General features: G+C 65.6%; 22 protein-coding genes. 13 read left to right on the forward strand and 9 right to left on the reverse strand.

All coding sequences use genetic code 11. From position 1 onward, the window contains the following. Positions 1–25 precede the first annotated feature (25 nt). The 3 genes from AC3WR3_RS12175 to glnE all read left to right on the forward strand — a co-directional run bounded on the left by AC3WR3_RS12175 (position 26) and on the right by glnE (position 4,823). Complete coding sequence (locus AC3WR3_RS12175; RefSeq protein ID WP_139433997.1) at positions 26–1,276, forward strand: methyl-accepting chemotaxis protein; 1,251 nt, start codon at positions 26–28, stop codon at positions 1,274–1,276. Positions 1,277–1,349: 73 nt separating this feature from the next. After that, entirely contained in the window at positions 1,350–1,790 is a 441-nt protein-coding gene (locus AC3WR3_RS12180; protein ID WP_429108556.1) for a GNAT family N-acetyltransferase, read from the forward strand. Between the two features lie 138 nt (positions 1,791–1,928). Continuing rightward, positions 1,929–4,823 carry a bifunctional [glutamate--ammonia ligase]-adenylyl-L-tyrosine phosphorylase/[glutamate--ammonia-ligase] adenylyltransferase gene (glnE, locus tag AC3WR3_RS12185; RefSeq protein ID WP_492291967.1) on the forward strand — a complete coding sequence of 965 codons (2,895 nt, stop codon included), beginning with the start codon at positions 1,929–1,931 and terminating at the stop codon, positions 4,821–4,823. A 72-nt stretch (positions 4,824–4,895) separates the two neighbouring features. Here glnE and AC3WR3_RS12190 read toward each other — a convergent pair whose 3' ends face one another. The 3 genes from AC3WR3_RS12190 to AC3WR3_RS12200 form a co-directional block, all read right to left on the reverse strand. Beyond that, positions 4,896–5,630 carry an SDR family oxidoreductase gene (locus tag AC3WR3_RS12190; RefSeq protein WP_202047219.1) on the reverse strand — a complete coding sequence of 245 codons (735 nt, stop codon included), beginning with the start codon at positions 5,628–5,630 and terminating at the stop codon, positions 4,896–4,898. A gap of 144 nt (positions 5,631–5,774) precedes the next feature. Further along, positions 5,775–7,940, reverse strand: coding sequence for an AsmA family protein (locus tag AC3WR3_RS12195; RefSeq protein ID WP_492291968.1), 2,166 nt, complete (start codon positions 7,938–7,940; stop codon positions 5,775–5,777). Positions 7,941–8,089: 149 nt separating this feature from the next. Then, positions 8,090–10,237 (reverse strand): prolyl oligopeptidase family serine peptidase, encoded by a 2,148-nt coding sequence (locus AC3WR3_RS12200; protein WP_492291969.1) that lies wholly within the window; start codon positions 10,235–10,237, stop codon positions 8,090–8,092. Between the two features lie 218 nt (positions 10,238–10,455). On the opposite strand from AC3WR3_RS12200, the gene AC3WR3_RS12205 reads away from it, so the two are divergent. The 9 genes from AC3WR3_RS12205 to AC3WR3_RS12245 all read left to right on the forward strand — a co-directional run bounded on the left by AC3WR3_RS12205 (position 10,456) and on the right by AC3WR3_RS12245 (position 17,437). Continuing rightward, positions 10,456–11,667 carry a threonine synthase gene (locus AC3WR3_RS12205; protein ID WP_492291970.1) on the forward strand — a complete coding sequence of 404 codons (1,212 nt, stop codon included), beginning with the start codon at positions 10,456–10,458 and terminating at the stop codon, positions 11,665–11,667. Next, positions 11,664–12,329: an amino acid ABC transporter permease gene (locus tag AC3WR3_RS12210; protein ID WP_492291971.1), complete on the forward strand. Its 666-nt coding sequence runs from the start codon at positions 11,664–11,666 to the stop codon at positions 12,327–12,329. The genes AC3WR3_RS12205 and AC3WR3_RS12210 overlap by 4 nt, the downstream gene beginning before the upstream one ends. 74 nt (positions 12,330–12,403) lie before the next feature. Further along, positions 12,404–13,066, forward strand: a complete 663-nt coding sequence (locus tag AC3WR3_RS12215; protein ID WP_492291972.1) for an amino acid ABC transporter permease — start codon at positions 12,404–12,406, stop codon at positions 13,064–13,066. After that, a complete protein-coding gene (locus tag AC3WR3_RS12220) occupies positions 13,063–13,824 on the forward strand; it encodes an amino acid ABC transporter ATP-binding protein (protein WP_492291973.1) in 762 nt (253 codons plus the stop codon). Before AC3WR3_RS12215 ends, AC3WR3_RS12220 begins: the two co-directional genes overlap by 4 nt. After that, the gene (locus tag AC3WR3_RS12225) at positions 13,821–14,657 is read left to right on the forward strand and encodes a transporter substrate-binding domain-containing protein (protein WP_492291974.1); all 837 of its coding nucleotides are present in this window, start codon (positions 13,821–13,823) and stop codon (positions 14,655–14,657) included. Before AC3WR3_RS12220 ends, AC3WR3_RS12225 begins: the two co-directional genes overlap by 4 nt. A 209-nt stretch (positions 14,658–14,866) precedes the next feature. Beyond that, a complete protein-coding gene (locus tag AC3WR3_RS12230) occupies positions 14,867–16,126 on the forward strand; it encodes an MgtC/SapB family protein (protein ID WP_492291975.1) in 1,260 nt (419 codons plus the stop codon). Between the two features lie 74 nt (positions 16,127–16,200). Beyond that, positions 16,201–16,791: a sugar O-acetyltransferase gene (locus tag AC3WR3_RS12235; protein ID WP_492291976.1), complete on the forward strand. Its 591-nt coding sequence runs from the start codon at positions 16,201–16,203 to the stop codon at positions 16,789–16,791. Next, entirely contained in the window at positions 16,788–17,129 is a 342-nt protein-coding gene (locus AC3WR3_RS12240) for a DUF1294 domain-containing protein (protein ID WP_492291977.1), read from the forward strand. The genes AC3WR3_RS12235 and AC3WR3_RS12240 overlap by 4 nt, the downstream gene beginning before the upstream one ends. Positions 17,130–17,224: 95 nt before the next feature. After that, the gene (locus AC3WR3_RS12245; RefSeq protein ID WP_111873993.1) at positions 17,225–17,437 is read left to right on the forward strand and encodes a hypothetical protein; all 213 of its coding nucleotides are present in this window, start codon (positions 17,225–17,227) and stop codon (positions 17,435–17,437) included. Between the two features lie 153 nt (positions 17,438–17,590). Here the strand turns inward: AC3WR3_RS12245 and AC3WR3_RS12250 are convergent, their stop codons facing one another. The 4 genes from AC3WR3_RS12250 to AC3WR3_RS12265 form a co-directional block, all read right to left on the reverse strand. Then, complete coding sequence (locus AC3WR3_RS12250) at positions 17,591–18,253, reverse strand: FMN-binding negative transcriptional regulator (protein ID WP_492291978.1); 663 nt, start codon at positions 18,251–18,253, stop codon at positions 17,591–17,593. 140 nt (positions 18,254–18,393) lie between these two features. Further along, on the reverse strand, positions 18,394–18,921 hold the full coding sequence (locus tag AC3WR3_RS12255) for a DUF4865 family protein (RefSeq protein WP_492291979.1): 528 nt from the start codon (positions 18,919–18,921) through the stop codon (positions 18,394–18,396). Continuing rightward, positions 18,918–19,310 (reverse strand): tautomerase family protein, encoded by a 393-nt coding sequence (locus tag AC3WR3_RS12260; RefSeq protein WP_492291980.1) that lies wholly within the window; start codon positions 19,308–19,310, stop codon positions 18,918–18,920. The genes AC3WR3_RS12255 and AC3WR3_RS12260 overlap by 4 nt, the downstream gene beginning before the upstream one ends. Further along, the gene (locus tag AC3WR3_RS12265; protein ID WP_139433974.1) at positions 19,301–19,627 is read right to left on the reverse strand and encodes a carboxymuconolactone decarboxylase family protein; all 327 of its coding nucleotides are present in this window, start codon (positions 19,625–19,627) and stop codon (positions 19,301–19,303) included. Before AC3WR3_RS12265 ends, AC3WR3_RS12260 begins: the two co-directional genes overlap by 10 nt. Positions 19,628–19,723: 96 nt before the next feature. Between AC3WR3_RS12265 and AC3WR3_RS12270 the strand changes: the two genes are divergently transcribed. After that, positions 19,724–20,614, forward strand: coding sequence for a LysR substrate-binding domain-containing protein (locus AC3WR3_RS12270; RefSeq protein ID WP_492291981.1), 891 nt, complete (start codon positions 19,724–19,726; stop codon positions 20,612–20,614). Between the two features lie 453 nt (positions 20,615–21,067). On the opposite strand, the gene AC3WR3_RS12275 is transcribed toward AC3WR3_RS12270, so the two are convergent. Continuing rightward, complete coding sequence (locus AC3WR3_RS12275) at positions 21,068–21,595, reverse strand: RBBP9/YdeN family alpha/beta hydrolase (protein WP_492291982.1); 528 nt, start codon at positions 21,593–21,595, stop codon at positions 21,068–21,070. 153 nt (positions 21,596–21,748) lie between these two features. Beyond that, positions 21,749–23,134: an argininosuccinate lyase gene (gene argH, locus AC3WR3_RS12280; protein ID WP_492291983.1), complete on the reverse strand. Its 1,386-nt coding sequence runs from the start codon at positions 23,132–23,134 to the stop codon at positions 21,749–21,751. Positions 23,135–23,529: the final 395 nt, after the last annotated feature.

Genomic DNA, 23,529 nt, shown 5'->3' on the forward strand with positions numbered 1-23,529 from the left:
CCGGCCATTAAGAAGGAGAAAGATTATGCAGTTAAACTCGCTGGAGAGGCGAATGAGCAACATCCGACTGGTGCCCAAAGTGGTGCTGCTCATGGTGTTCAGCACGCTGCTGCTGCTGGCCAAGCTCTGGTTCGATGCCAGCAACCTGGAAGCCACCCTGCTCGGCGAGGGCATAGATGCCACCAAGGCCAATGCCATTGCCGATCGCCTGCTCTGGACCGGTCTGATGGAGACGGCGCTGATGGGGGTCGTCTTCGTGGTGCTGCTGCTGACCGGCTCCCGTCTCATGGTCAAGCAGGTGCACTATCTGGTGGGCCTGCTGGAGCGCTTCGCACGCAAGGATCTCAGCCACAGCGTGCTGCTCAAGTCCCGGGACGAGTTCGGTGACATCGCCAAGGCGGTCGCCCACTCCCAGGAGAACCTCAAGGAGGTGTTCGGCACCCAGCGCGCCGCCTGCAAGGAGCTCAACGACATCGCCTCCCAGGTGACGCTTTGCATGGATGAGGCCAACGAGGCGATCAACGAGGAGTTCACCCAGATAGAGCAGCTCGCCAGCGCCATGAGCCAGATGGTGGGCGCCATTCGCGAGGTGGCCAACCATGCGGAGCAGGCCTCCCACGCCACTGCCGACGCCAGCGCCCTGGCCGAGGAGGGCAGCCGCTGCGTGGCCGCCACCGTCAGCACCATAGACACCCTCTCCGGCAACATCCAGCGCTCCTCCGCCGTGGTCAACGAGGTGGAACACGGGGTCGATCGCATCGGCTCGGTGGTGGACACCATCCGCAGCATCTCGGAGCAGACCAACCTGCTGGCCCTGAACGCCGCCATCGAGGCCGCCCGCGCCGGCGAGGCGGGCCGCGGCTTCGCCGTGGTCGCCTCCGAGGTGCGCGAACTCGCGAACCGGGCCCAGGCCGCCACCGTCGAGATCCAGAAGATGATCGAGCAGTTGCAGGGCAATGCCCGCCAGGCCGTCGGCCTGATGGCCGAGAGCGTGCAGCAGGCGGACAAGGGGGTCGAGCAGGTGACCCAGGCCGGCGATCAGCTCGCCACCATAGTGCAGCGGGTACAGGGGGTGGCCGACATGAACCGCCAGATCGCCGCCGCCTCCGAGCAGCAGAGCTCGGTGGCCGAAGAGATGAACGCCAACCTGGAGCAGGTCAAGCAGGTGGTGGAAGGATCCGTGGTGGTACTGCGGGAGCTGAAAGATGCCTCCGAACTGGTGGAGCACCACAGCCAGACGCTGGATACACATATCCAGGCCTTCAAGCTGGCCTGAGGTCGTGATTTGAGTAAACTGGAAGGCCCCACGAGGGGCCTTTTTTCATCTCATGTCACGGCAAGGAGCCAGGATGCAGCACACCCCATCCCCACTGGAGATCAGCGACGACAAGGGACGGCTCGATGTCCCGCTCATTCACCGTTTCCTGTCCGAGGAGGCCTACTGGAGCCTCGGCATTCCCCTCTCCACCGTGCAGCGGGCCATCAATCATTCCCTCTGCTTCGGCGGCTATGTCGACGGCCAGCAGGTGGCCTTCGCCCGGGTCATCACAGACCGGGCCACCTTCGGCTATCTCTCCGACGTCTTCGTGCTGCCCGAGCATCGCGGTCGCGGCCATAGCAAGGCGTTGATGGCGGCCATTGTCGACCATCCCGCCTTGCAGGGGCTGCGCCGCCTCATGCTGGCCACCTCGGATGCCCAGGGCCTCTATGCCGGTTTTGGCTTCGCGCCGCCCCGCGCCCCCGGCAGCCTGATGGAAAAGCACGACCCCGAGATCTATCGGCGCCCCTGAGCCCGCGCCGGCGGCCCATTTTCCCCGCCGGCTCATGCTTCTCTCTCCCGGGCTGTGACGCGGGCACGGGACAATGCTAGATTGGCTGCCGGTGTTTTCATTCCCTCTGCAGACCCGTTAATCACAAGGACGGCAACCGTGGCCCAGCATTCCTCTTCACTTCCCCCATCGCCTGCATCCCTCTCCACTCTGCCCCCCCTGCTGCAGGATCAGGCCGGGCGCCAGTGGCAGCGGCTGCTGGCGCTGGCCCCCGACTATGGCAATTTGCCAGCGATGGAGCAGCAGACCCTGCTGACCCTGTTTGGCCTCTCCGATTTCGTCGCAGACTCCCTCATCAAGCAGCCCGAGCTGCTGGCGCAGACCCTGGCCGCCGGGGATCTGGCGCTGTCCGAGCGCTGGCCCGCCTACGAGGGCGATCTCGCAGCCCTGCTCGCCGAAGTCCATGACGAGGAGGCGCTCAAGCGCGTGCTGCGCCAGTTCAGGCGCAGCCGCATGCTGGTGATCGCCTGGCGCGAGCTGCTCGGGGAGTCAGAGGTCGAAGAGAGCTTTGTCCATCTCACCAGGCTCGCGGACGCGCTGATCTGCGGCGCCCGGGACTGGCTCTACGCCAGGCAGTGCGCCGAGCTCGGCACCCCCATGGACGGCAACGGCGACCCCCAGCCCCTGCTCATCCTCGGCATGGGCAAGCTGGGGGGCGGCGAGCTGAATTTCTCCTCGGACATAGACCTTATCTTCACCTTCCCCGACAACGGCTACACGGTCGGCGGGCGGCGGGAGCTCGCGAACCAGCAGTTCTTCATCAAGCTGGGGCAGCGCCTCATCAACGCCCTGCACCAGCCCACCCAGGATGGTCAGGTGTTTCGGGTCGACATGCGGCTGCGGCCCTTCGGCGAAGCGGGGCCGCTCGCGATCTCGTTTGCCGCCATGGAGGATTACTACCAGCACCATGGCCGCAACTGGGAACGCTACGCCATGGTCAAGGCGCGGGTGCTGGGGCCCCAGTGCGAACACGCCCAGGCCCTCACCGAGCTGCTGCGCCCCTTCGTGTTCCGCCGCTACATCGACTTCGGCGTCATCGACGGCCTGCGCCAGATGAAGGCGATGATAGCCGCCGAGGTGCGCCGCAAGGGGCTGGAGGGCAACATCAAGCTGGGGGCCGGCGGCATCCGCGAGGTGGAGTTCATCGCCCAGGCGCTGCAGCTCATTCGTGGCGGCCGCGAGCCCGCCCTGCGGGTGCGCCACCTGCCCGAGGCGCTGGCGGCCATAGCCCAGAGCGGCGCCCTCGACGAGGAGCGCTGCGCGCGCCTGCTCCAGGCCTATCGTTTCCTGCGCCGGGTGGAGAACATCTTGCAGGAGATCGGCGATCAGCAGACCCAGACCCTGCCCACCGAGGAGCGGGATCGCCAGCGACTGATCGCCGCCACCGGGTTCGCCGACTGGGAGCGCTTCATGACGCACCTCGACGAGGAGATGGCCATAGTCCATCAGGAGTTCGTCGCCGTGGTGGGGGAAGAGAAGGAGGCCCCCGCCCACCTGGAGCAGCTCTGGCTCGACTTGTGGCGCACCGAGCTCGATGCCGCCGAGCTGGAGAAGCTGCTCACCACCCAGGGGGTGGGCGATCCGGTTCCTCTCTGCGCCGCCCTGCTGCGCTTCAAGGAGGAGTACAAGCGCCGCCAGGTCGGGCCCCAGGGGCGCATCGCCCTGGACTGGCTGATGCCCGAGCTGCTGCGACTGGTGGTGGCGAGCCGTGAGCCCGCCCGCCTGTTCGAGCGGGTCTGCACCCTGCTGACCCGCATCTTCACCCGCAGCGCCTACCTGCAACTGCTGGCGGAGAACCCCGCCGCCCTGCGCCAGCTGGTGCGCCTGTGCGACGAGAGCAACCTGGTGAGCGAGCAGCTCGCCCGCTACCCCATCTTGCTGGACGAGCTGCTGGATCCCCAGCACCTCTACCACCCCACCCCGCTGGATCAGTACAAGCCCCAGCTGCGCCAGTTCCTGCTGCGCATCCCGGAGGAGGACGTGGAGCAGCAGATGGAGGCGCTGCGCCAGTTCAAGCAGGTGCAGCTGCTGCGCATCGTCGCCGCCGACATCGCCGGCGCCCTGCCGCTGATGAAGGTGAGCGACCACCTCACCTGGCTGGCGGAGGCCATCACCGAAGAGGTGGTCAATCAGGCCTGGGCCCAGATGAGCGAGCGCTACGGCGTGCCCCCCGAGGTGGCGCTGAGCGGCCAGCGCGGTTTTGCGGTGGTGGCCTACGGCAAGCTCGGCGGCATCGAGCTTGGCTACGGCTCGGATCTCGACCTGGTGTTCCTGCACGGCGGCGACCCCAACAGTTACACCGACGGGCGCAAGCCCATCGACAGCCGCCAGTTCTACCTGCGCCTGGCCCAGCGGATCCTGCACCTGTTCAGCACCCGCACCCCGTCCGGCATCCTCTACGAGATCGACATGCGGCTGCGCCCCTCCGGCGACGCCGGCCTGCTGGTCTCCTCCCTCGCCGCCTATGAGCAGTACCAGCAGCAGGAAGCCTGGACCTGGGAGCATCAGGCCCTGGTACGGGCCCGTCCCATCTATGGCGATGATGCCGTGGTCGCCGAATTTGCCCGCATCCGCCGCGACGTGCTGGCCAAGGATCGCGACCTGCCGACCCTGGCCCGCGAGGTGCGGGAGATGCGCCACAAGATGCGGGATCACCTGCTCAAGGCCGGCGAGGGGGAGTTCGATCTCAAGCAGTCCCCCGGCGGCATGGTGGACATAGAGTTCATCGCCCAGTACCTGGTGCTGGCCCACGCCTGCGGCGAGCCCGAGGCCCTGACCCGCTGGTCGGACAACGTGCGCATCTTCGACGAGTGCGTGATGGCGGGGGTATTGACCCTGGAGCAGGCGGAGGGGCTCAAGCACGCCTATCTGGAGATCCGCAACCTTGGCCATCGTCTCAACCTCTCCGAGGTTTCCCGCAAGGTGGGAGACGATCAGCTGCTGACCGAGCGGGGCCATGTGCTGGCGGTCTGGCAACAGCTGCTGGGGGAGTAAGGCTCTCGCCGCATCGATAACAAGGGGCGCCATGGCGCCCCTTGTTGCTGTCGGGAGAGTGTGACTCCGCCCCTAGCGCCCCCCGGCCAGATCGATAAAGGTGCCGGTGGCATAGGAGGCTTCCTCCGACAGCAGCCAGGCGATGGCGGCGGCCACCTCCACCGGCTGACCGCCCCGTTGCAGCGGAATATTGCCCTTGATCCTGTCCACCCGGCCGGGTTCGCCGCCGTCCCCGTGCATCTCGGTATAGATAAAGCCCGGGCGCACCCCGTTGACCCGGATCCCCTGGGCTGCCACCTCCAGGGACAAGCCCCTGGTCAGCACGTCTATGGCCCCCTTGGAGGCGGCGTAGTCCACATACTCCCCGGGGGAGCCCAGGCGCGCGGCGGCGGAGGAGACGTTGACGATGGCGCCCCCGCTCGTCATGCGGCGCACCGCCTCCCGGCAGCAGAGAAAATAGCCGGTCACATTGGTGGTCAGGGTCTTGTTGATGCGCTCGGCGCTCATCTCCAGCACCTTCATCTGGGGCTGGAGTATGCCCGCGTTGTTCACCAGATGGGTGATCGCCCCGAGCCGGGCGTCCATCTCCTCGAACAGGCGCACCACCTCGGCCTCCACCCCAACATCCGCCTGCACTGCTATGCAGGAGACCGGATACCGGGCCCGGATCTCAGCCACCAGTGCCTCGGCACTGGCCTTGTCATGACGATAGTTGAGGCACAGATGATACCCCTGCCCCGCCAGATAACGGGCCGTCGCCGCCCCTATTCCCCTGCTGCCACCTGTGATCAGCACCCGTTTGCTCATGGACGCTCCCTGTTCCTTGTCTCTCGTCTCAACCCGGATATTACCCCATCCTCGGGGGCAACGCCTGGCCCCATACCCCTATATTCGGCAGCAAAGAGCCCGCACTGGGCGGGCTCTGCATGGCGATAAGACGACAGGTCCAGGCTATTTGAACAGGCCCTTGAGCAGCTGATCCGCCACCCCCTTGATCTGCTCGTCGTCGCCCTTGTCTCCCAGCAATTTCTTGAGGCCGCGCTCGGCCTCCTTGCGGGCCTTCTCCTCCAGCACCTTGTTGTTGCCGAGCAGCTCCTTCACGTCGAGCCGGTAGCTGGGTGACTGCCAGTGGCCGCCGATGCGCACCGGTATGGTGACGTCCTTGAGCTCGTCCACGCTCTTGCCCCCCTGCCCCTTGCTGCTCTCCACCACTGAGGTGAGGAACAGGAAGTCGAGGGTCTCGGGCACAAGGGCGGTCTGGCCCTGGCCCTTCACCCGCAGGGCGGGGGCGAGCAGCTGGATGTCGTCGCTGCGCGCCACGCCATTGGCGATCTGGAAGCTGGCGGTCAGGGCGCTGAAGTCGGTCTTGCGCGCCTCCTTCACCTGATCCGCCCCCTTGCCGGTCAGGGTGGCCCGCGCCTCGCGGATCATCTCGGCCAGGTTGATGCCGTGCAGGGCACCGTCCCTCAGCCTGAGGCTCGCCTTGCCCTGCATCTGGCTGCGCAGGGCCTGCTCGGACAAGCCTGTGCCCTGCACCTGCACCTCGAGATCTCCCTTGCCTTCCAGTCGATCGTTCTGGGCCAGGGTCTGCAGCAGGGGGCGAATATCCACCCCCTGTATCCGCTTGTGCACCTGATAGCGGGCGGGTTGCTGACGGGCATCGAGCACGCCGCTCGCCGTCACCTGACCACCGGCCACCCCGGCGCTGAACTGCTTGAGCGTTAGCTGCCCACCGGCCAGGGCGAGCTGCAGGTCGACGGCGCCGAGATCCAGCCCCTTCACCCTCAGGCTGCCCAGTTGCAGCCGACCGGCCAGGTCCACCGCCTTGAGGGCGGCGAGATCGGGCTCCATGGTGGAGAGCGCCCTGGTGGCGGGAGCCGCGGCCCGCGCCTTTGCTCCGGCCGGTGCAGCCGCCCCCGAGGTGGCCGCAGCGGGCGCCGCCTTGGCTGACTGACCCAGCCAGCCGTCGAGGTCGAGTTTTTCTCCCTTGAGGTCGAACTCCACCTTGGGCACGGCCCCCAGATGCACAGTGCCGTTGCCGCTGAGCAGGGCGTCATCGGCCCCCATCACCAGGTTGCTCAGGGTGACGCTCTGCTTGTCGAGCTCCGCGCGGGCAAAGCCCGCCAGCTTGAGGTTCATCTGCGGGCGCGGCAGGGCATCGCCGCTGAGTTTGGCGGCCAGCACGGCATCCGACACCTCCAGCAGTTGCCGCTTCTCGTCGAGCCGCGCCTTGAGGGTCCCCTCCAGGGTACCGGCCAGGGTCGGCTTGTCCGCCGCCCCCTGGGCGCCGCTCAGGTTAAGGGTCAGGCTGCTCCACTGCCCCAGCGCCAGCCGATCGGCCTTGAGGGTGAAGGCATCGAGCCGCTGCGATGGCTGGCTCAGGCTGCCGCTGAGGCTGAGATCCTTGAGCTCGCTCTTCATTGCCTCCTGGGCCGGTTTGAGCTGGGCCTCTCCCTTGAGATCAAACCCCAGATCCCCCTGCGCCCCCTTGGCGGCCAGGGTCACCGGCACCCACTCCCCCGGGGTCAGCTGCCCCAGATCGAGATCCAGCCGGTCGAGACGGGAGACGGCGCCGCTGCGATCGTCCCGCACCAGAGCGCTGGCATCCACCAGCGCGATGCCTTGTAGGCTGATCTGCCAGGGTTTTTCTTCACTGGCGGCAGGGGCGGCGGGCTGGCCATCGCCGGCAGGGGATTGAGCGCCATCGCCCTTGTCGGAAGTGGCTGTCTTGACCAGACCGCTCAGGTTGGAGCTGCCGTCGGCCCTGGTCTGGATAAAGAGATGGGCGCCGCTCAGCGTCACCTTGCCAATCTCCAGCCGGTGGGAGAGCAGCGGCAGCAGGGCGACAGAGGCGTCACCCTGCGCGAAGCGCAGCAGGTCCGGCTCGGCAAAGCCCGCGGGGTTGCGAAGTTGCACCTTCTCGAGAGAGAGGCCGAGGCTCGGCCAGAAGCGCCAGCCGATGTCCCCCTCCATCACCAGCTCGCGGCCCGTGCTCTTGCGCACCTGCTCCGCCAGCTGGGGCTTGAACTGGTTGGGGTCAACCAGAGACACCAGGGCGGCGATGGCCACCACGGCCGCCAGCGCCAACCCCAGCAGTATGTAGATGATCTTCTTCACGACGAACTCCTCAATGCAGATCCTGTGGCTGACTATACCACCGGGGGCGCGGCGCAGGCTGTACCGGCCCCAAAACGGGCAAATGGCGAGACAGGGATGGTCGCGCCCGCCTGTCCCACCACGGAAAAGGGCCCCGCAGGGCCCTGGTCTCACTGGACGGTCGGCAGTTGCCGGTAGCCCATCTCATACAAGGTGAAGGCATAGAGGTCCGCACTCTGCTCGATAAGCTTGGCCACCGGCGTGCCCGCCCCGTGCCCCGCATTGGTCTCGATGCGGATGAGCTGGGGATGGGGGCCCGCATTGTCGGCCTGCAGAGTGGCGGCAAACTTGAAGGAGTGGGCCGGCACCACCCGATCGTCGTGATCCGCCGTGGTCACCAGGGTCGATGGGTAGCTGACCCCGGGCCGGACGTTGTGCAGAGGCGAGTAGCCCTTCAGGTAGTCGAACATCGCCTCGCTGTCGGCGCTGGTGCCGTAGTCATAGGCCCAGCCCGCCCCGGCGGTGAAGCTGTGGTAGCGCAGCATGTCGAGCACCCCCACCGCCGGCAGGGCGACCCGCATCAGATCCGGCCGCTGGGTCATCACAGCCCCCACCAGCAGGCCGCCGTTGGAGCCACCGCGGATCGCCAGCCGATCGGTGCGGGTGTAGCCCTCGGCCTTGAGGTACTCGGCCGCGGCGATGAAGTCGTCGAACACGTTCTGCTTGTTCATCCTGGTGCCCGCTAGGTGCCAGGCCTGGCCGTACTCGCCGCCCCCGCGCAGGTTCGCCACCGCATAGACGCCCCCCAGATCCAGCCAGTTCGCCACCGACACGCTGAAGCTCGGGGTCAGACTCACGTCGAAGCCGCCATAGCCGTAGAGGATGGTCGGGTTACTGCCATCGAGTTTGAGCCCCTTGCGGTAGCTGATGATGAGCGGCACCCGGGTGCCGTCCTTGCTCCGGTAGAAGCGCTGCTCGGAAACGTAATCCTCCGGTTTGAACGGCGCCGCCGAGGCGCGATAGAGGCTGATGGCCCCGCTCCTTGGCTCGAACTGGTAGAGAGTGGGCGGCTGGGCATAGTTCTCGAAGCCGAAGTAGAGGGCGGGATCGTCGTGCTTGCCGTTGAAGCCGCTGACGCTGCCAAGGCCGGGCAGCGCCACCTCGCGCACTCGCTTGCCTTCGTAGTCGAACTGCTCGACCCGGGCGGTGGCATCCACCATGTACTCGGCGAACAGATAGCCGCTGCCGCTGTGCACCCTCAGCACCTGCTGACGCTCGGGGATGAGGTCGCGCCACTGTTCGGGGCCCGGGTTGGCGGCCTCCACCGTCACCAGCCGGCCATTGGGGGCGTCCCGGTTGGTCAGCAGGTAGAGCGTACCGCCCTTGTTGTCCACCAGGCTCACGTCCGCCTCCAGATCCCCCTGCACCGTCAGCAGCGGTGCGTTCTCCCGGCTCAGATCCTTCACATAGAGGCGGTTGCCGGAGGTGGAGTTCGCCGCCGAGATGAGCAGGAAGCGGTCATCCTCGGTGACGGTCGCCCCCACGTAGCGGTGCTTTTGCGCCGGAATGGCGCCAAACACCAGCCGGTCATCCTGCTGCGCCGTGTCGAGCCGGTGGAAATAGAGCTTGTGCTGATCCGTCTTTGCCGACAGCTCGCTGCCGTCCGGCTTATCGTAGCTCGAGTAGAAGAAGCCCTCGTTGCCGAGCCAACTGATGCCGCTGAACTTCACGTCCTTGAGGGGCGCCTCCAGGGGCTGTTTGCTCTCCACGTCCATCAGATGGATCTCGCGCCAGTCGCTGCCGGCCAGCGACAGGGAGTAGGCCAGGATGCGGCCATCCCGGGAGAAGCTCAGCTGATCCAGCGCCGTGGTGCCGTCGGGGCTGAGGGTATTGGGATCGAGGAACACCTCGGCCGGCTTGCCCGGCAGCTGGCGCCACAGCACGTTCTGGTTCTGCAGGCCATCGTTCTTGAAGAAGTAGTGGTAGCGCCCCTCGCGAAACGGCGCCCCCTCCTTGGCGTAGTTCCAGGATGAGGCGAGCCTCTCCTTGATGGCCGCCCGATACGGGATCTGCGAAAGGTAATCCTGAGTTACCCGGTTCTGGGCCCTGACCCAGGCCTCGGTCTCGGGGCTGCTGTCATCCTCCAGCCAGCGATAGGGGTCGGCCACGGCCTGGCCGAAATAGTGATCCACCTGATCCCCCTGGCGGGTGACGGGGTAGTGAAGGCGCGTTTTCCCTGACATGGCATCCTCTTCGGTTGACTGGCCGCTGCACGCACACAGCAGTGACAGGGCCAGCAGGCTGACAATGGCTCGCATCGAGGCGGCTCCCTGCGATTTCGGTGAAGCGGGCAGGTTAGCAAAGAGTGCCGGATGGCCCAACCCCCCGGCCGGTGGCGACGGGCGGTGCCCCCGGCAAAGACGGAGTCATATGAATTTTTTCACTTAGGTTTGCCGCTTTATTTTGTTTGTTATCCGGCCCTTGGGTCACAGGATGGAATAAGAAACCAGCCAACGTGACCCATTCAGGATAAAGCATGCCCTACAGCTACCTATCACATCTGAGGTGCAGCAAGACCGACGAGACCCATGATGCCGATCGGCCCCAGCAACTGAGCAGGGCGGGGGCGCCGCTCTTGGCCAGCTACGATCTCGAGGCTCTGAAGCAGGCCTGGCACCCGGCCTCCCTGCTGGGTCGCCCCGCCAGCCTGTGGCGCTACCACGAGCTGCTGCCGGTGCGAGATCCCGCCCAGGTGGTCACCCTGGGAGAAGGCTTCACTCCCCTGCTGCCCCTGCCCGCTTTCGGCAAGCAGATTGGCATTCCGGATCTCTGGATGAAGGATGAGAGCGTCCTCCCCACCGGCTCCTTCAAGGCCCGCGGCGCCGCAGTCGGGGTCTCCCGCGCCCGGGAACTCGGCGTCACCCACTTCGCCATGCCGACCAACGGCAACGCCGGTGCGGCCTGGGCGCTCTACGGCGCCCGCGCCGGGCTGCGCAGCACCATAGTCATGCCCCAGGCGGCCCCCGCCATCACCAGGCTGGAGACCTCTCTCGCCGGCTCCCGCCTCTATCTAGTGGACGGCCTCATCAGCGACGCCGGTCGCCAGGTGGCCCAGGCGGTGGCGGAGCAGGGGCTGTTCGATGCCTCCACCCTCAAGGAGCCCTACCGCATCGAGGGCAAGAAGACCATGGGGCTGGAGATCGCCGAGCAGCTCGGCTGGACCCTGCCGGACGTGATCCTCTACCCCACGGGCGGCGGGGTCGGGCTCATCGGCATCTACAAGGCGCTGCGGGAGTTGCAGGCGCTGGGCTGGGTCAAGGGCGACCTGCCCAGGCTGGTGGCGGTGCAGGCGAGCGGCTGCGCCCCCATAGCCCAGGCCTGGCAGCAGGGGGAGCGCGAGTCGCGCTTCTGGCCCGACTCCCAGACCCTGGCGTTCGGCATCAATGTGCCCAAGGCGCTGGGGGATTTTCTGGTGCTGGACGCCCTCTATCGCACCGAGGGCTGCGCCATAGCAGTAGATGACGGCGCCATCCAGCGCGAGATCCGCCAGCTCGCCGCGCGCGAAGGCAGCTTCGTCTGCCCGGAAGGGGCGGCCGCCTTCGCCGCCGCTCGCCAACTGCGGGAGAGCGGCTGGATCCAGGGGGGCGAGCGGGTGGTGGTGCTCAACACAGGCGCCGGCATCAAGTACCCGGACGCCATCACAGTGCTGCCCCAGCGGCTGCGCCGCGACGGGAGTATCCCCGCATGAGCTTCGACTGGTCCTTTGTCCTCACCACCCTGCCAGCCTTTGGCAAGTCGGTCTGGGTCACCCTGCAGCTCGGCGCCCTGGTGATCCTCAGCTCCCTCACCGTGGCGCTGCTCAACGTGACCCTGCTGAGCCTGCACAAGCCCTGGCTGAACGGGGTGATCCGCGCCTATGTGGAGCTGGCCCGCAACACGCCGCTGCTGATCCAGCTGTTCTTTCTCTACTTCGGGCTGCCAGCGCTCGGCATCTCGCTGTCGGGCTTTGCCACTGCGGTGATCGCCATGACCTTCCTCGGCGGCGGCTATCTCACCGAGGCGCTGCGGGCGGGCGTTCAGGCGGTCCCCGCCAGTCAGCTGGAGGCAGGGCGGGCCATAGGTCTCTCCCGCTGGCAGCTGCTGCGCCACGTGCAGCTGCCCCAGGCCTGGCTCGCCAGCCTGCCGGCGCTCTTTGCCAACTTCATCTTCCTCTTGAAAGAGACCACGGTGGCCTCGGCGGTGGCGGTGCCAGAGCTCCTCTACACCACCAGGAACTACATCGCCCTCTACTACAAGACCTACGAGATGCTGGCGGTGCTGACCTTGATGTGCGTGCTGATCTTTCTGCCGCTCTCCCTTGCCCTGCGCGTCGTTGAAAGGAGGCTGCAATATGGTCAGTTCGGTCACTGAATCGCTGATGCAGGCATCGATCGTCCTGCAGCCACCGTCACTCGCCACCCGTGCAGAGGAAAGGAGGGATCAATATGGCCAGTCCGGTCACTGAGCAGCTGACGCAGGCGCTGCCGCTGCTGGCGGTGGGCGCGGGTCAGACTCTAGCCATCTCCCTGCTCGCCATCCTGTTCGCCACCCTGGGGGGCCTAGGTTACGGCGTGCTGGCCCAGCAGGGGGGAAGGCTGACCCGGGGAGTGCTGAGGGTCTATCTGGAGCTGTTTCGGGTGGTACCCGTGCTGGTCTGGCTCTACCTCTTCTTCTTCGGGCTGCCGATCTTCTTCGGCCTGGATATCCCGGCCTTCTGGTGCGCCGTGCTGGTGCTCTCCCTGTGGGGCGCCAGCGAGGTGGGGGAAGTGGTGCGCGGCGGGCTCAAGTCCCTCGCCCGCGGTCAGCAGGAGGCCGGCCTGGCGCTGGGGCTCTCCCGCTGGCAGCTCTATCGCCACGTGCTGCTGCCCCAGGCGCTGCAGCGGCTGACGCCGCCCACCATCAACATCCATACCCGCATCATCAAGACCAGCTCGCTGGCGGTGCTGATCGGGGTGGTGGAGGTGATCAAGGTGGGCCAGCAGATCATCGAGCGCACCTATGGCTCGCTGCTTATCTACGGTCTGCTGTTCCTGTTCTTTTTATCGGTCTGCTATCCGCTCTCGCTCGCCTCGCGCCGACTGGAGCAACAATGGGGTAATGCGATATGACACCTCTGCTTGAGCTCAATGCTGTCAGCAAACAATTCGGCCAACACCGGGTACTGGACGAGGTCAGCCTCGCAGTGAACGCCGGGGAAGTGATCGTCATCCTGGGGCCGAGCGGCTGCGGCAAGAGCACCTTGCTGCGCACCCTCAACGGGCTCGAGCCGATTCAGGGGGGCGACATTCGCTTCGACGGCGTGCTGCTGGATGGCAATACCGACTGGCAGCGGCTGCGCCAGCGCATCGGCATGGTGTTCCAGAGCTATCACCTCTTCCCGAACCTGACGGTGCTGGAGAACGTGCTGCTCGGGCCCATCCAGGTGCAGAAGCGGGAACGGCAGGAGGCCCTGCTACAAGCGGAACAGCTGCTGACCCGCATCGGCCTGTGGGAGCGGCGCCACGACTATCCGCGCCAGCTCTCCGGCGGCCAGCAGCAGCGCATCGCCATAGTGCGGGCCCTGTGCATGAACCCCCAGGTGATGCTGTTTGACGAGGTGACCGCTGCGCTGGATCCCGAGATGGTGCAGGAGGTGCTGGAGGTGATCCGCGATCTCGCCGGCAGCGGCATGACCCTGCTCATCGTCACCCACGAGCTGGCGTTCGCCCAAGCGGTGGCGGATCGCATCCTCTTCATGGACGGCGGCCAGATCCTGGAGCAGGCCGCGCCCCATCAGTTCTTCGACAATCCCAGGAGCCTGCGCGCGCGCCAGTTCCTCGCCAAGTTCTCTTATACAAATGTCATCAAACGAAAGGAGTCAGCATGAAAATAATCACCTCTGTTCTGTTTAGCGCCCTCATAGGCCTGGGTCTCGCCGGCGGCGCCGCCCAGGCGGCGGACGGTTCCCTCGACAAGATCAAGGCCCGCGACAAGCTCATCGTCGGCGTCTTCACCGACAAGCCCCCCTTCGGCTATGTGGACGAGAAGGGCAACTACGTCGGCTTTGATACCGATCTCGGCCGTCGTTTCGCCAAGGATCTGCTGGGAGACGAAAACAAGGTCGAGTTCGTGGCGGTGGAGCCCGCCAGCCGCATCCCCTTCCTGCAGAGCGACAAGGTGGACCTCATCCTCGCCAACATGACGGTGACCCCGGAGCGGCGCGAGGTGGTGGACTTCACCAACCCCAACCTCAAGGTCGCGGTGCAGGTGCTGGTGCCACAAGGGAGTCCGGCCAAAAAGCTCAATGATCTGGCCAGCAAGACACTCATCGTCACCACCGGCACCACGGCGGACATCTGGCTGACCCGCAACCACCCGGAGTGGAAGGTGCTCAAGTTCGAGAAGAACACCGAATCCCTGCAGGCCCTGGCCCAGGGGCGCGGTGACGCCTACGCCCAGGACAACCTGGTGCTGTTCAGCTGGGCCAAGGAGAACCCGGGCTACCGGGTGCTGCCCGAGAAGCTGGGCTCGGAAGACCCCATCGCGCCGGCGGTGAAGAAGGGCAATATCGAGCTGCGGGACTGGGTCAACGACCGCCTCGCCAGGCTGGGGGAAGAGAAGTACCTGCTGAAACTCTACGACCAGTATGTGCGCGATCGCTTAAGCGCCAATACCGATCCCAACGATGTCATAGTGGAAGGAGGCAAATGGCAGGGTTGATCCTGCCGAGGGAAGTGCTGAGTGTGTGATCTTTGGTTCCGTTGGTCTTCAAACCGCAGGGTTTGGTTTTCAGGCGTCCCCCTTGGGTGGCGCCTTTTTTTTGCGTGCCTGGCAGGCGCCAGGCGGCGCGCCCGCTCTGTGAGCCAGCTCCCCCTGCTGGCGCACCGTCTGTGCCATCCTGACAGGGAGAGCAATGAGAGGAGAACCCCATGTGGATCGAGGCTGAGCCCGTCTACGGCGCCCTGGTGTCACTGGCCATAGGGCTCATCATCGGACTGGAGCGGGGCTGGCAGGTGCGCCAGCTGGGGGACAACCAGCGCATCGCCGGGATGCGGACCTATGGCCTCATCGGCCTGCTCGGCGGCGTCTGCGCCCTGCTGCTGCCAACCCTGGGTGCCTGGCTGGCCCTGCTCGGCTTGCTGGCTGTGGTGGCAGGCTGCGGCCTCTCGGTCTGGCTGGCCCAGCGCTGGCAGGGGGAGTTTGGCCTCACCAGCTCGGTGGCCATGGTGCTCACCTACCTGCTGGGGCTGATGTCTGTGCTGCAGAGCCCGAGCGAGGCGGTGGCCTGCGCCGTGCTGGCGGCGCTCTTGATGGGACTCAAGGGCCAGATCCAGCAGGGGATGCTGTTCTTGAGCGAGACGGAATTTCACGCCACCCTGCGCTTCCTGCTCATCTCCCTGGTGCTGCTGCCGGTGCTCCCCGACGTCGAGATGGGCCCCCTCGACGCCTTCAATCCCTTCAAGATCTGGCTGATGGTGGTGGTGATCGCCGGCATCTCCTTCTCCGGTCACTTCGCGGTGCGCCTGCTCGGCACCCGCGCCGGCCTGGTGCTCACCAGCATGCTGGCGGGGCTCGCCTCCTCCACCGCCCTCACCCTGCAATTTGCCCGCCTCAACAAGGAGCAGCCCGGGCTGGAGCGGCTGCTGGCCACCGGCATACTGCTGGCGGGGGCCACCATGTGGTTGCGACTGCTGGTGCTGGTGCTGCTCATTCACAACGAACTGGCCATGCGCCTGGCTCTCCCCCTGCTGCTGCTGGCGGCCACCGTCTACGGCTTCGCCTTCTGGTTCTGGCGCCAGCGCGAGGAGATGAGCGACAACCCGGTGCAGCCCGAAACCCGCAACCCGCTGGATCTCGCCACCGCCATCAAGTTCGGCCTGCTGCTGGCGCTCATCGGCTTCATGGCCACCTTGCTGCAGAGCAAGGTAGGCAACTCCGGGGTCTATCTGCTGGCGCTGGTCTCCGGCATCACCGACGTGGACGCCATCACCCTCTCCCTCTCCCAGCTCTCCCACAAGGAGCTGGCCCTGGAGGTGGCGGCCCGGGCCATTCTGCTGGCCGGCCTGGTCAACTCCCTGGTGAAGGGGCTGCTGGCGCTGGTGATCGGCGGTCGCCGTCTGGGGCTGATGGTCATGCTGCCCTACCTCCTCTCCACCCTGCTGATCCTGCCCCTCCTCTGGCCGGGCTGACCCGGCCACCAGGCCTGACGCCGCCCTGCCCGTCACGTATACTGGCGCCTCTTGGCACATGAGAGGAGGTGAGCATGGCAAGCGACTGGGACAAGGTACTGGCGGGGGGCGCCCTGAACAGCCAGAGCGAGGAGATAGCGAACGACCGCATTCGAGGTCAGGTCCTGCTGGCGAAACTCAACGCCACACCGGCGGAGGATCACGAGGGGCGCCAGAGCCTGTGTGCCGAGCTGTTCGGCCACTGCCCCGACTCCTGCTGGATAAGCTCCCCCTTCATCTGCGAGTTTGGCCGCAACATCCATCTGGGGGAGAAGACCTTCTTCAACTTCAACGTCACCATACTGGACGTGGGCGAGGTGCACATCGGCAGCCATGTGCTGCTGGCCCCCAACGTGCAGATCTACACCGCCACCCACACCATGGACTATCTGGAGCGCCGCAACTGGACCGCCTACAACAAGCCGGTGCGCATCGGCGATGACTGCTGGATTGGCGGCGGCGCCATCATCTGCCCCGGCGTCACCATAGGGCCGCGATCCATCATAGGGGCAGGGGCCGTGGTGACCCGCGACATACCGGCGGACTCCCTGGCGGTGGGCAACCCGGCCCGGGTGATCCGCACGCTACACCCGGGCGAGACCCGGGATCCGGCGCTGCGGTCATGATGGCCCTGGCCCTGCTGCCCCTGATCTGGGCCGCCTGGCTCGGCATTCAGGAGGCCAACTGGTGGCCGCTGGCCCTGATCACCACCATGAGCCTGCTCACAGTGCTGGCCTACGCCCACGACAAGCGCCAGGCCGTGCGTGGCGGCTGGCGCATCCCGGAAGCCCGCCTGCACCTGCTGGAGCTGCTCGGCGGCTGGCCCGGCGCCCTGGTGGCCCGCCACTGGCTGCGCCACAAGACCCAGAAGGGCAGCTACCGGCTGCGGTTCTGGGCCATAGTGCTGCTGCACCTCGGCCTGTGGGGACTCTGGATCAGCCGGCCGCTCTGGCAGGGGCTCTGAACCACCAGGCGGGCATTGCCGCCCATGGGCGGGTATGAGACAACGGGAGACCGGGAGGTGACCTTTCCCGTTCAGGCATAGGCAAGGAGTCATTCATGAGTCTGTGGACAGGCATAGTCCTGATCGTCTTTATCAGCGTGCTGTTTGGCTATCTCGGCAAGCGCGCCCGCTACCAGCTGGGGGATGTCCGCATCACGGATCGCCTCGGCAAGCAGGATCTCATCATCAAGGAGTTGCAGGAGCGGGTCGCCAACCTGGAGGCCATAGTGCTGGAGCAGGAGAAGCGCCGCCCCTTCGACGAGCTATAGAGATGCCGCCGGACAAATGGCAGGAGACCGGCGCCCCGCCCAGCCCTCCGACGAAAAGCCAAGGCAGGGACGCGGGCGCGGCAATAAAAGAAACGGCAACCAAGGTTGCCGTTTCTTTTATTCGCTCTCACCCCGGACTCCGGGGCGGCGCGGCTAGTCTGCCGCAGGCGCCGCTGCCCCCGCCATGGCCGCTGGCATGCTCTCTTGCATGGCCTTGGCCAGCGCCTCCCCGCCCCGCTCACGGGCCCCCTGGATGGCGCCCTCCCTGTCTTCTTTCTCCTTGTTCTGACTCAGCTTGAACTTGCCGACCAGCCAATCGATCTCGATCTCTATGCCCACCACGGCCTGCACCATGGCTTCGAGATAGTCTCTCGGCGCATCCGCCATCTTCCAGGGAGCGGCCTCTTCAGCCTCCTGGGTCCGGGTCAGGGTGGCGAGCAGGCGGCGCACGAAGCGGGCATCGTCCCGCACCCGGATGCGGCCGTGGGCATGCACCACGGCATAGTTCCAGGTGGGCACCTGTTTGTGGTGCGCCTGCTTGCTCGGATACCAGCTGGGGGAGATGTAGCCCTCGGCGGCCCTGAAGATCACCAGCACTTCCTGCCCTTCCTTCACCTCCTGCCAGAGCGGGTTGTTGCGCGCCACATGGGCCCGCAAGATCCCATGCTCCCCCTCATCGGCATCGAACTCGAACGGCAGGTGGTTGGCATCCAGCCCCTGCTCGCCCTGGGTGACCAGGGCCCCCAGGGGGTGGGCCTGCATCAGCCGATGCAAAGAGGCGGGATCTGTGGCGGCAAAATGGGGTGGCAGGTACATGCAGGCTCCTTTATCCGTGGTGGTGTGTCCGTACTAAACCCGTCGAGATGATCCCATGGCGGGAGAACATCATCTCGAGTTTGCCTGCCGAGCGCCACCGAAGAAAGCCTTGGCCGCCAGCGGAGAACAGCGGCCACCTTTCAGGATAAAGGACTCCCTTTGGCCAGGTAGCCGATGTGATAGGCATCGGCCCCTGCCGGCATCGCCTGTGGGAGCGATGGCAAGAGATCCACCTCCAGCCACTGCCAGCGGGAAAGATCCCAGCCGCTCACCATGGCCCCGGTGTGCAGCTCGGCCAGGCAGGCATGGGGGGCAATGGGAGTGCGCCGCAAGATGGCCACCCTGGCCTGCTCGAGATCCTCCCTCTGCGGTGCTGACAGCAGATGCCAGGTCTCGATATGGGGCCAGCCGAAGTGCCTGGTGAGCGCCGCAAAGCCCTCGCTTGCCAGGAATCGGTGCATCGCCTCGGCGCTTTGCCACACATAGAAGGGGGCATAGCGGTTCTCTCGGCATGGCAGTGCGGCCTCGTCATGGCGGCCATAGAGATAGGCCTTGAACAGCAGACCGGGGAAGCCGTCGAGTCTGGCGCCATTGCTGGCAATCCGCGCCTCGATGAGCCCCATGTCGTAGTCCGCGGGCAGGGTGAATCTGTAATGCATGGCGATCATATGGCCACCCCTAGCTGGAACATCAGACCCCGTCCGAAGCTCCACTCCTCGCTGCCGTTTTGCTGGATCACCACCATGAGGTTGTCGGGATGGATCCCCAGCTCCCCATGCAGGCGCTCGGCGAGCCGCTCATAGAGCCGCTCCTTGACCTCAGTGCTGCGCGGCTTTCCCGCCAGGATCTGGAAGAGGATGAAGTCGCCGTCCCGGCGGCCGGTCTGGTAGTGGGGGTGATAGACGAGCGCCTTGGCAGGCAGGATCTCCAGGATCTGGAACTTGTCCTCCGGCGGCACTTCGAACACCTCCACCAGGGTCTGGTGATAGAGCGCGGAGAGCTGCTGCAGGCGCGCGTCGCTCATCCCCTCGCGCACTGTGATGCGGGTCAGCGGCATGGGTTGGCCTCCTCGCGGGCGGGCAACAGGCTCACTGCGGTGACAGCGGCGGGCAAGCCGGCGTAGAAGGCGAGATGGGTGAACAGCTCCTCCAGCTGATCCCGTGTCAGACCGTTTTGCTGGGCGAACGCTATGTGCCACGGCAGTTGTTGCACCCGCCCCAGCGACGCCAGTATGGCCAGGGTGATCAGGCTGCGCTCGCGGGCTGACAGGGCCGGCCGCTGCCAGATATCGCCAAACAGCGTGTCTTCCGCCAGTTGGGACAGTCTCGGCGCCACCAGCGCCAGGTCGTCACGATCAAGAACAGGATGGGTCATGGCAATCTCCTTGGATGGTGAAGCCACTCTCTCCCACTGCTACAATTTAGAAAATCGAAATATCAAAGACCATCAATCCCGATTATCAGGATAATTATGACACCCATTCCCCTGAACCTGGATCTCGATGCCCTGCGCAGCTATGTCGTCGGCATGGAGTGCGGCAACTTTGCGCTGGCGGCGCAGCGACTATGTCGTTCCACCTCGGCGGTCAGCGCCCAGTTGAAAAAACTCGAGCAGCAATGCGGCACGGCGCTGGTCGCTCGTAGCGGGCGCCACCTGGTCCCGACCCCCCAGGGCGAGCTGCTGCTGGGCTATGGGAAACGGCTGCTGGATCTCAATGACGAGGCCGTGCGCGCCCTCAAGGGGGAGCTGCTGCAAGGGGAGCTCAGGCTGGGGGTACAGGAGGACTTTGGCGAATCTTTGCTGCCGGCTGTGCTGGGGCCCTTCTGTCGCCTGCATCCCGGGCTGCGCATGACGACCCGCATCGATCGCAATGGGCCGCTGACAAAGGGGATCAAGGAGGGCAGCCTCGACATGGCCCTGACCTGGCAGCCACAGGATGAGGGGATGGATGCCCGGCTCATCGATCTCGTGTCACTGCAGTGGATAGCGCACCCGGACTGGGAGCTCGCCCCTCTGCTGGCACGGGGGGAGCCTCTGCCCCTGGTGGTCTTCGATGCCCCCTGCCTGATGCGATCACGGGCCACCCGGGCCCTCGACGAGGCCGGGATCCCCTGGCGCATCGCCTTCACCAGCCAGAGTCTAGGGGGGATTTGGGCGGCCTTGCAGGCAGGGCTCGGGCTCACGGTGCGATCCACCATCGGCATGCCGGCCAGTCTGGTGACCCTCGGCAGCGTGCTGCCGTCAGTGGGCACATTGGGGGTCGCCCTGCTCAGCGCCAACCACCAATCCAGCGAGGCCGAGCGCCAGTTGCAGGCACTGCTTCTCGACGCCGTGCATCGGGCCAATGCCCGCAAGGGCTGAGAAGACTTGCTGCCATAGCTGCTGGCCAGCTCGCCCCTGTCGCTATTGCCCAGAGCCATCACCGCCCCCAGCCGGTCCCCCACCTCCTTGTTCTGGCTCGGCTTGGACTTGCCAACCAGGCAGTCGATCCCTGTCTCCACCCCTACCACGGCCTGCACCATGGCCTCGAGATAGTCTCGCGGTGCATCCGCCATCTTCCAGAGAGCGGGCGCGCATCAGCTCGTGCATGGCCTCGGGATGGGGGCTTCGAAGTGAGGGGGAAGAGACATGACGGCTCCCTGGACAATGGCAGGCCTGCGATCCGCACGGGCAACATGGGCGCTGATACTCTCCCACAGCCAGGGAGATGCATCACCCGATGATGGTTAAGATGGCTCTCCTGGGCGAAGCAGGAGAGAGAGCAGGTTCTCCCTCCCATGGCTGATGACAGCGATGCAACTATATGCGCCGCACTCAGGACAGGGTCAGCGCATTTAGCAAGTCATGACCCGTTGGCCAGGAACCCAGCCCGCTGGCGCCATTGATATGACCGGCTTCGCCAACATTGACCAGCTCGCTCCCCCAGACTGCCGCACACTGCTCTGCATAGGCGATTGCGCCATAGGGATCATCGGTACTGGCAATGACCATGGAGGCGAATGGCAGAGCCTTCCGTGGCAGTGGCGCGAATCCCGTCGCCTGCGCTGGAAAGTTCGGGCCTTGCGGATTGGGCACTGCAACCAGCAAGGCACCCTTGATCTTTAACGTCGTCTGCGCCGCCCAATGGGCAACCAGCAGACAGGCCAGGCTATGGGCAACCAAAATCGTCTCTTCCCCATGGGACTTGACGCTGGCCTCCAGTGACGCCACCCAGTCGGCACAATGGGGGCTGTCCCAATCACGCTGCTCGACGCGCACATAATGGGGGTTGGCTTGCTCCCAGTGACTCTGCCAATGGTCTGCTCCCGAATTTCCGATCCCGGGCAATATCAGTACTGTCATGCTGCAATTTTCCTTTTGCGACTCAAGCCCACTCATGCTCTATGGCAGTGCCAACGCTCAGATGGCGGCTCGCCATATGAGCTGAAGGAACCTCAAGGCAGTAAAACGGCAACCATAGGGTTGCCGTTGTTCACTCGTCCGGGCAGGTTCGACTCAGCCCGCCCGCTTGGCCAGCCAGGCTTCGGCGGCGGTGAGGGCCGCTTCTATCTGCTCCCGGGCGACACCGCCCTTGGCGACCCGCTTGGCCAGGGTCGCTTCCAGCTCCAGGTTCGGATAGACATCCTCCCCCACCACCGGGCTGAAACGCTGGAACTCCGCCAAAGAGAGATCTTCCAGCGGCTTCTTCACGCCGATGGCGTAGACCACGGTCTCGCCGACGATATGGTGCGCCTCGCGGAAGGGGATCCCCTTGGCCACCAGGTAATCCGCCAGTTCGGTGGCGTTGGCGTAGCCACCCTGGGCCGCCGCCATGGTGCGCTCGCCATTGACCTTCAGATCGATCAGCACCAGGGCCGCCATGTCGAGGCAGTCGTGCCAGGTGTCGAGGGCGTCGAACAGCCCTTCCTTGTCTTCCTGCATGTCCTTGTTGTAGGCCAGCGGCAGCGCCTTGAGGCTCATCAGCATGCCCATCTGGGCGCCGACCACCCGGCCGGTCTTGCCACGAATGAGCTCAAGGGCATCCGGGTTCTTCTTCTGGGGCATCAGCGACGACCCCGAGGTGACCGCATCGGAGAGCTCCACGAAGCCAGCCTCGCCGGTGTTGTAGAAGATAAGATCTTCCGCAAAGCGCGACAGGTGCGCCATGGAGAGGGACGCCACGTGCATCAACTCCACCACGTGATCCCGATCCGACACAGAATCCAGGCTGTTGCGGGTGGCGCCGCCAAAGCCCATGTCCAGCGCCAACGCCTCACGGTCGATGGCGTACGCCGTGCCCGCCAGGGCGCCGCAGCCGAGGGGGCTGGTGTCGAGGCGCTTGAGGGCATCCTGCAGACGGGAATGGTCCCGCTCAAGCATCTCCACATAGGCCAGCGCCCAGTGGGCGAAGGTGACCGGCTGGGCCCGCTGCAAATGGGTGTAACCGGGCAGCACGGCAGCCTGGTTGGCGCGCGCCGAGGCGACCAGCCCCTGTTGCAGCGCCGTGATGGAGCCGAGCAGCAGCTCGCCCTGTGCCTTGCACCAGAGTTTGAGGTCGGTGGCGACCTGATCGTTGCGCGAGCGGCCGGTGTGCAGCTTCTTGCCCAGGGTGCCGACGGCATCGATGAGCTTGCCCTCGACCCAGGAGTGGATGTCTTCGGCGTCCGAGCTCAGGATCTGCTGGGGATCCTGCTGCACGGAGGCGAGCAGCACCTCCATCGCCTGTTGCAGCTTGCCCTGCTCATCGGCGGTCAATACGCCCACCTTCACCAGCGCACGGGCCCAGGCCATGGAGCCCTGAATATCCTGCTCCGCCAACCGGTAATCGAACCGCAGCGAATCGTTGAACTGCTTGAACCTGCTATCGGCTCCCTGACTGAAGCGTCCACCCCAAAGTGCCATACTGCTCTCCTTGAATGCGTTGTCGGCGGCGCCTTGCGCCGTCGAGCTTGAAATCGTGCCCTGTTTATCTGCATGACAGTGCGGTAGCGAGCGATGTTGCTGCTGTCACATCAAGTAACTGCGAACCGGTGCCCTCTCCCTTTGGGAGAGGGCTAGGGTGAGGGCAATTTCCCCCTCATCCCCAACCCTTCTCCCGCAAGCGGAGAAGGGGGCAAAGCACACCCCTCATTGAAAGCCGCCCCTGTTATCTCACAGACGCGGCCCGGGCGCTGCCGCTCTTGTCACAGCTCATCGGTTATCCTTCCCCCGCTTACAGACGAGGGAATCCGGTCGCCGCTTATAAGTGAGGGGGCCAAGCCCCCTCACCGGTTGTCTGCGGCTTGAAACCTCGAGGG

This window comes from Aeromonas sp. EU05-FHT14A05 (assembly GCF_058791175.1).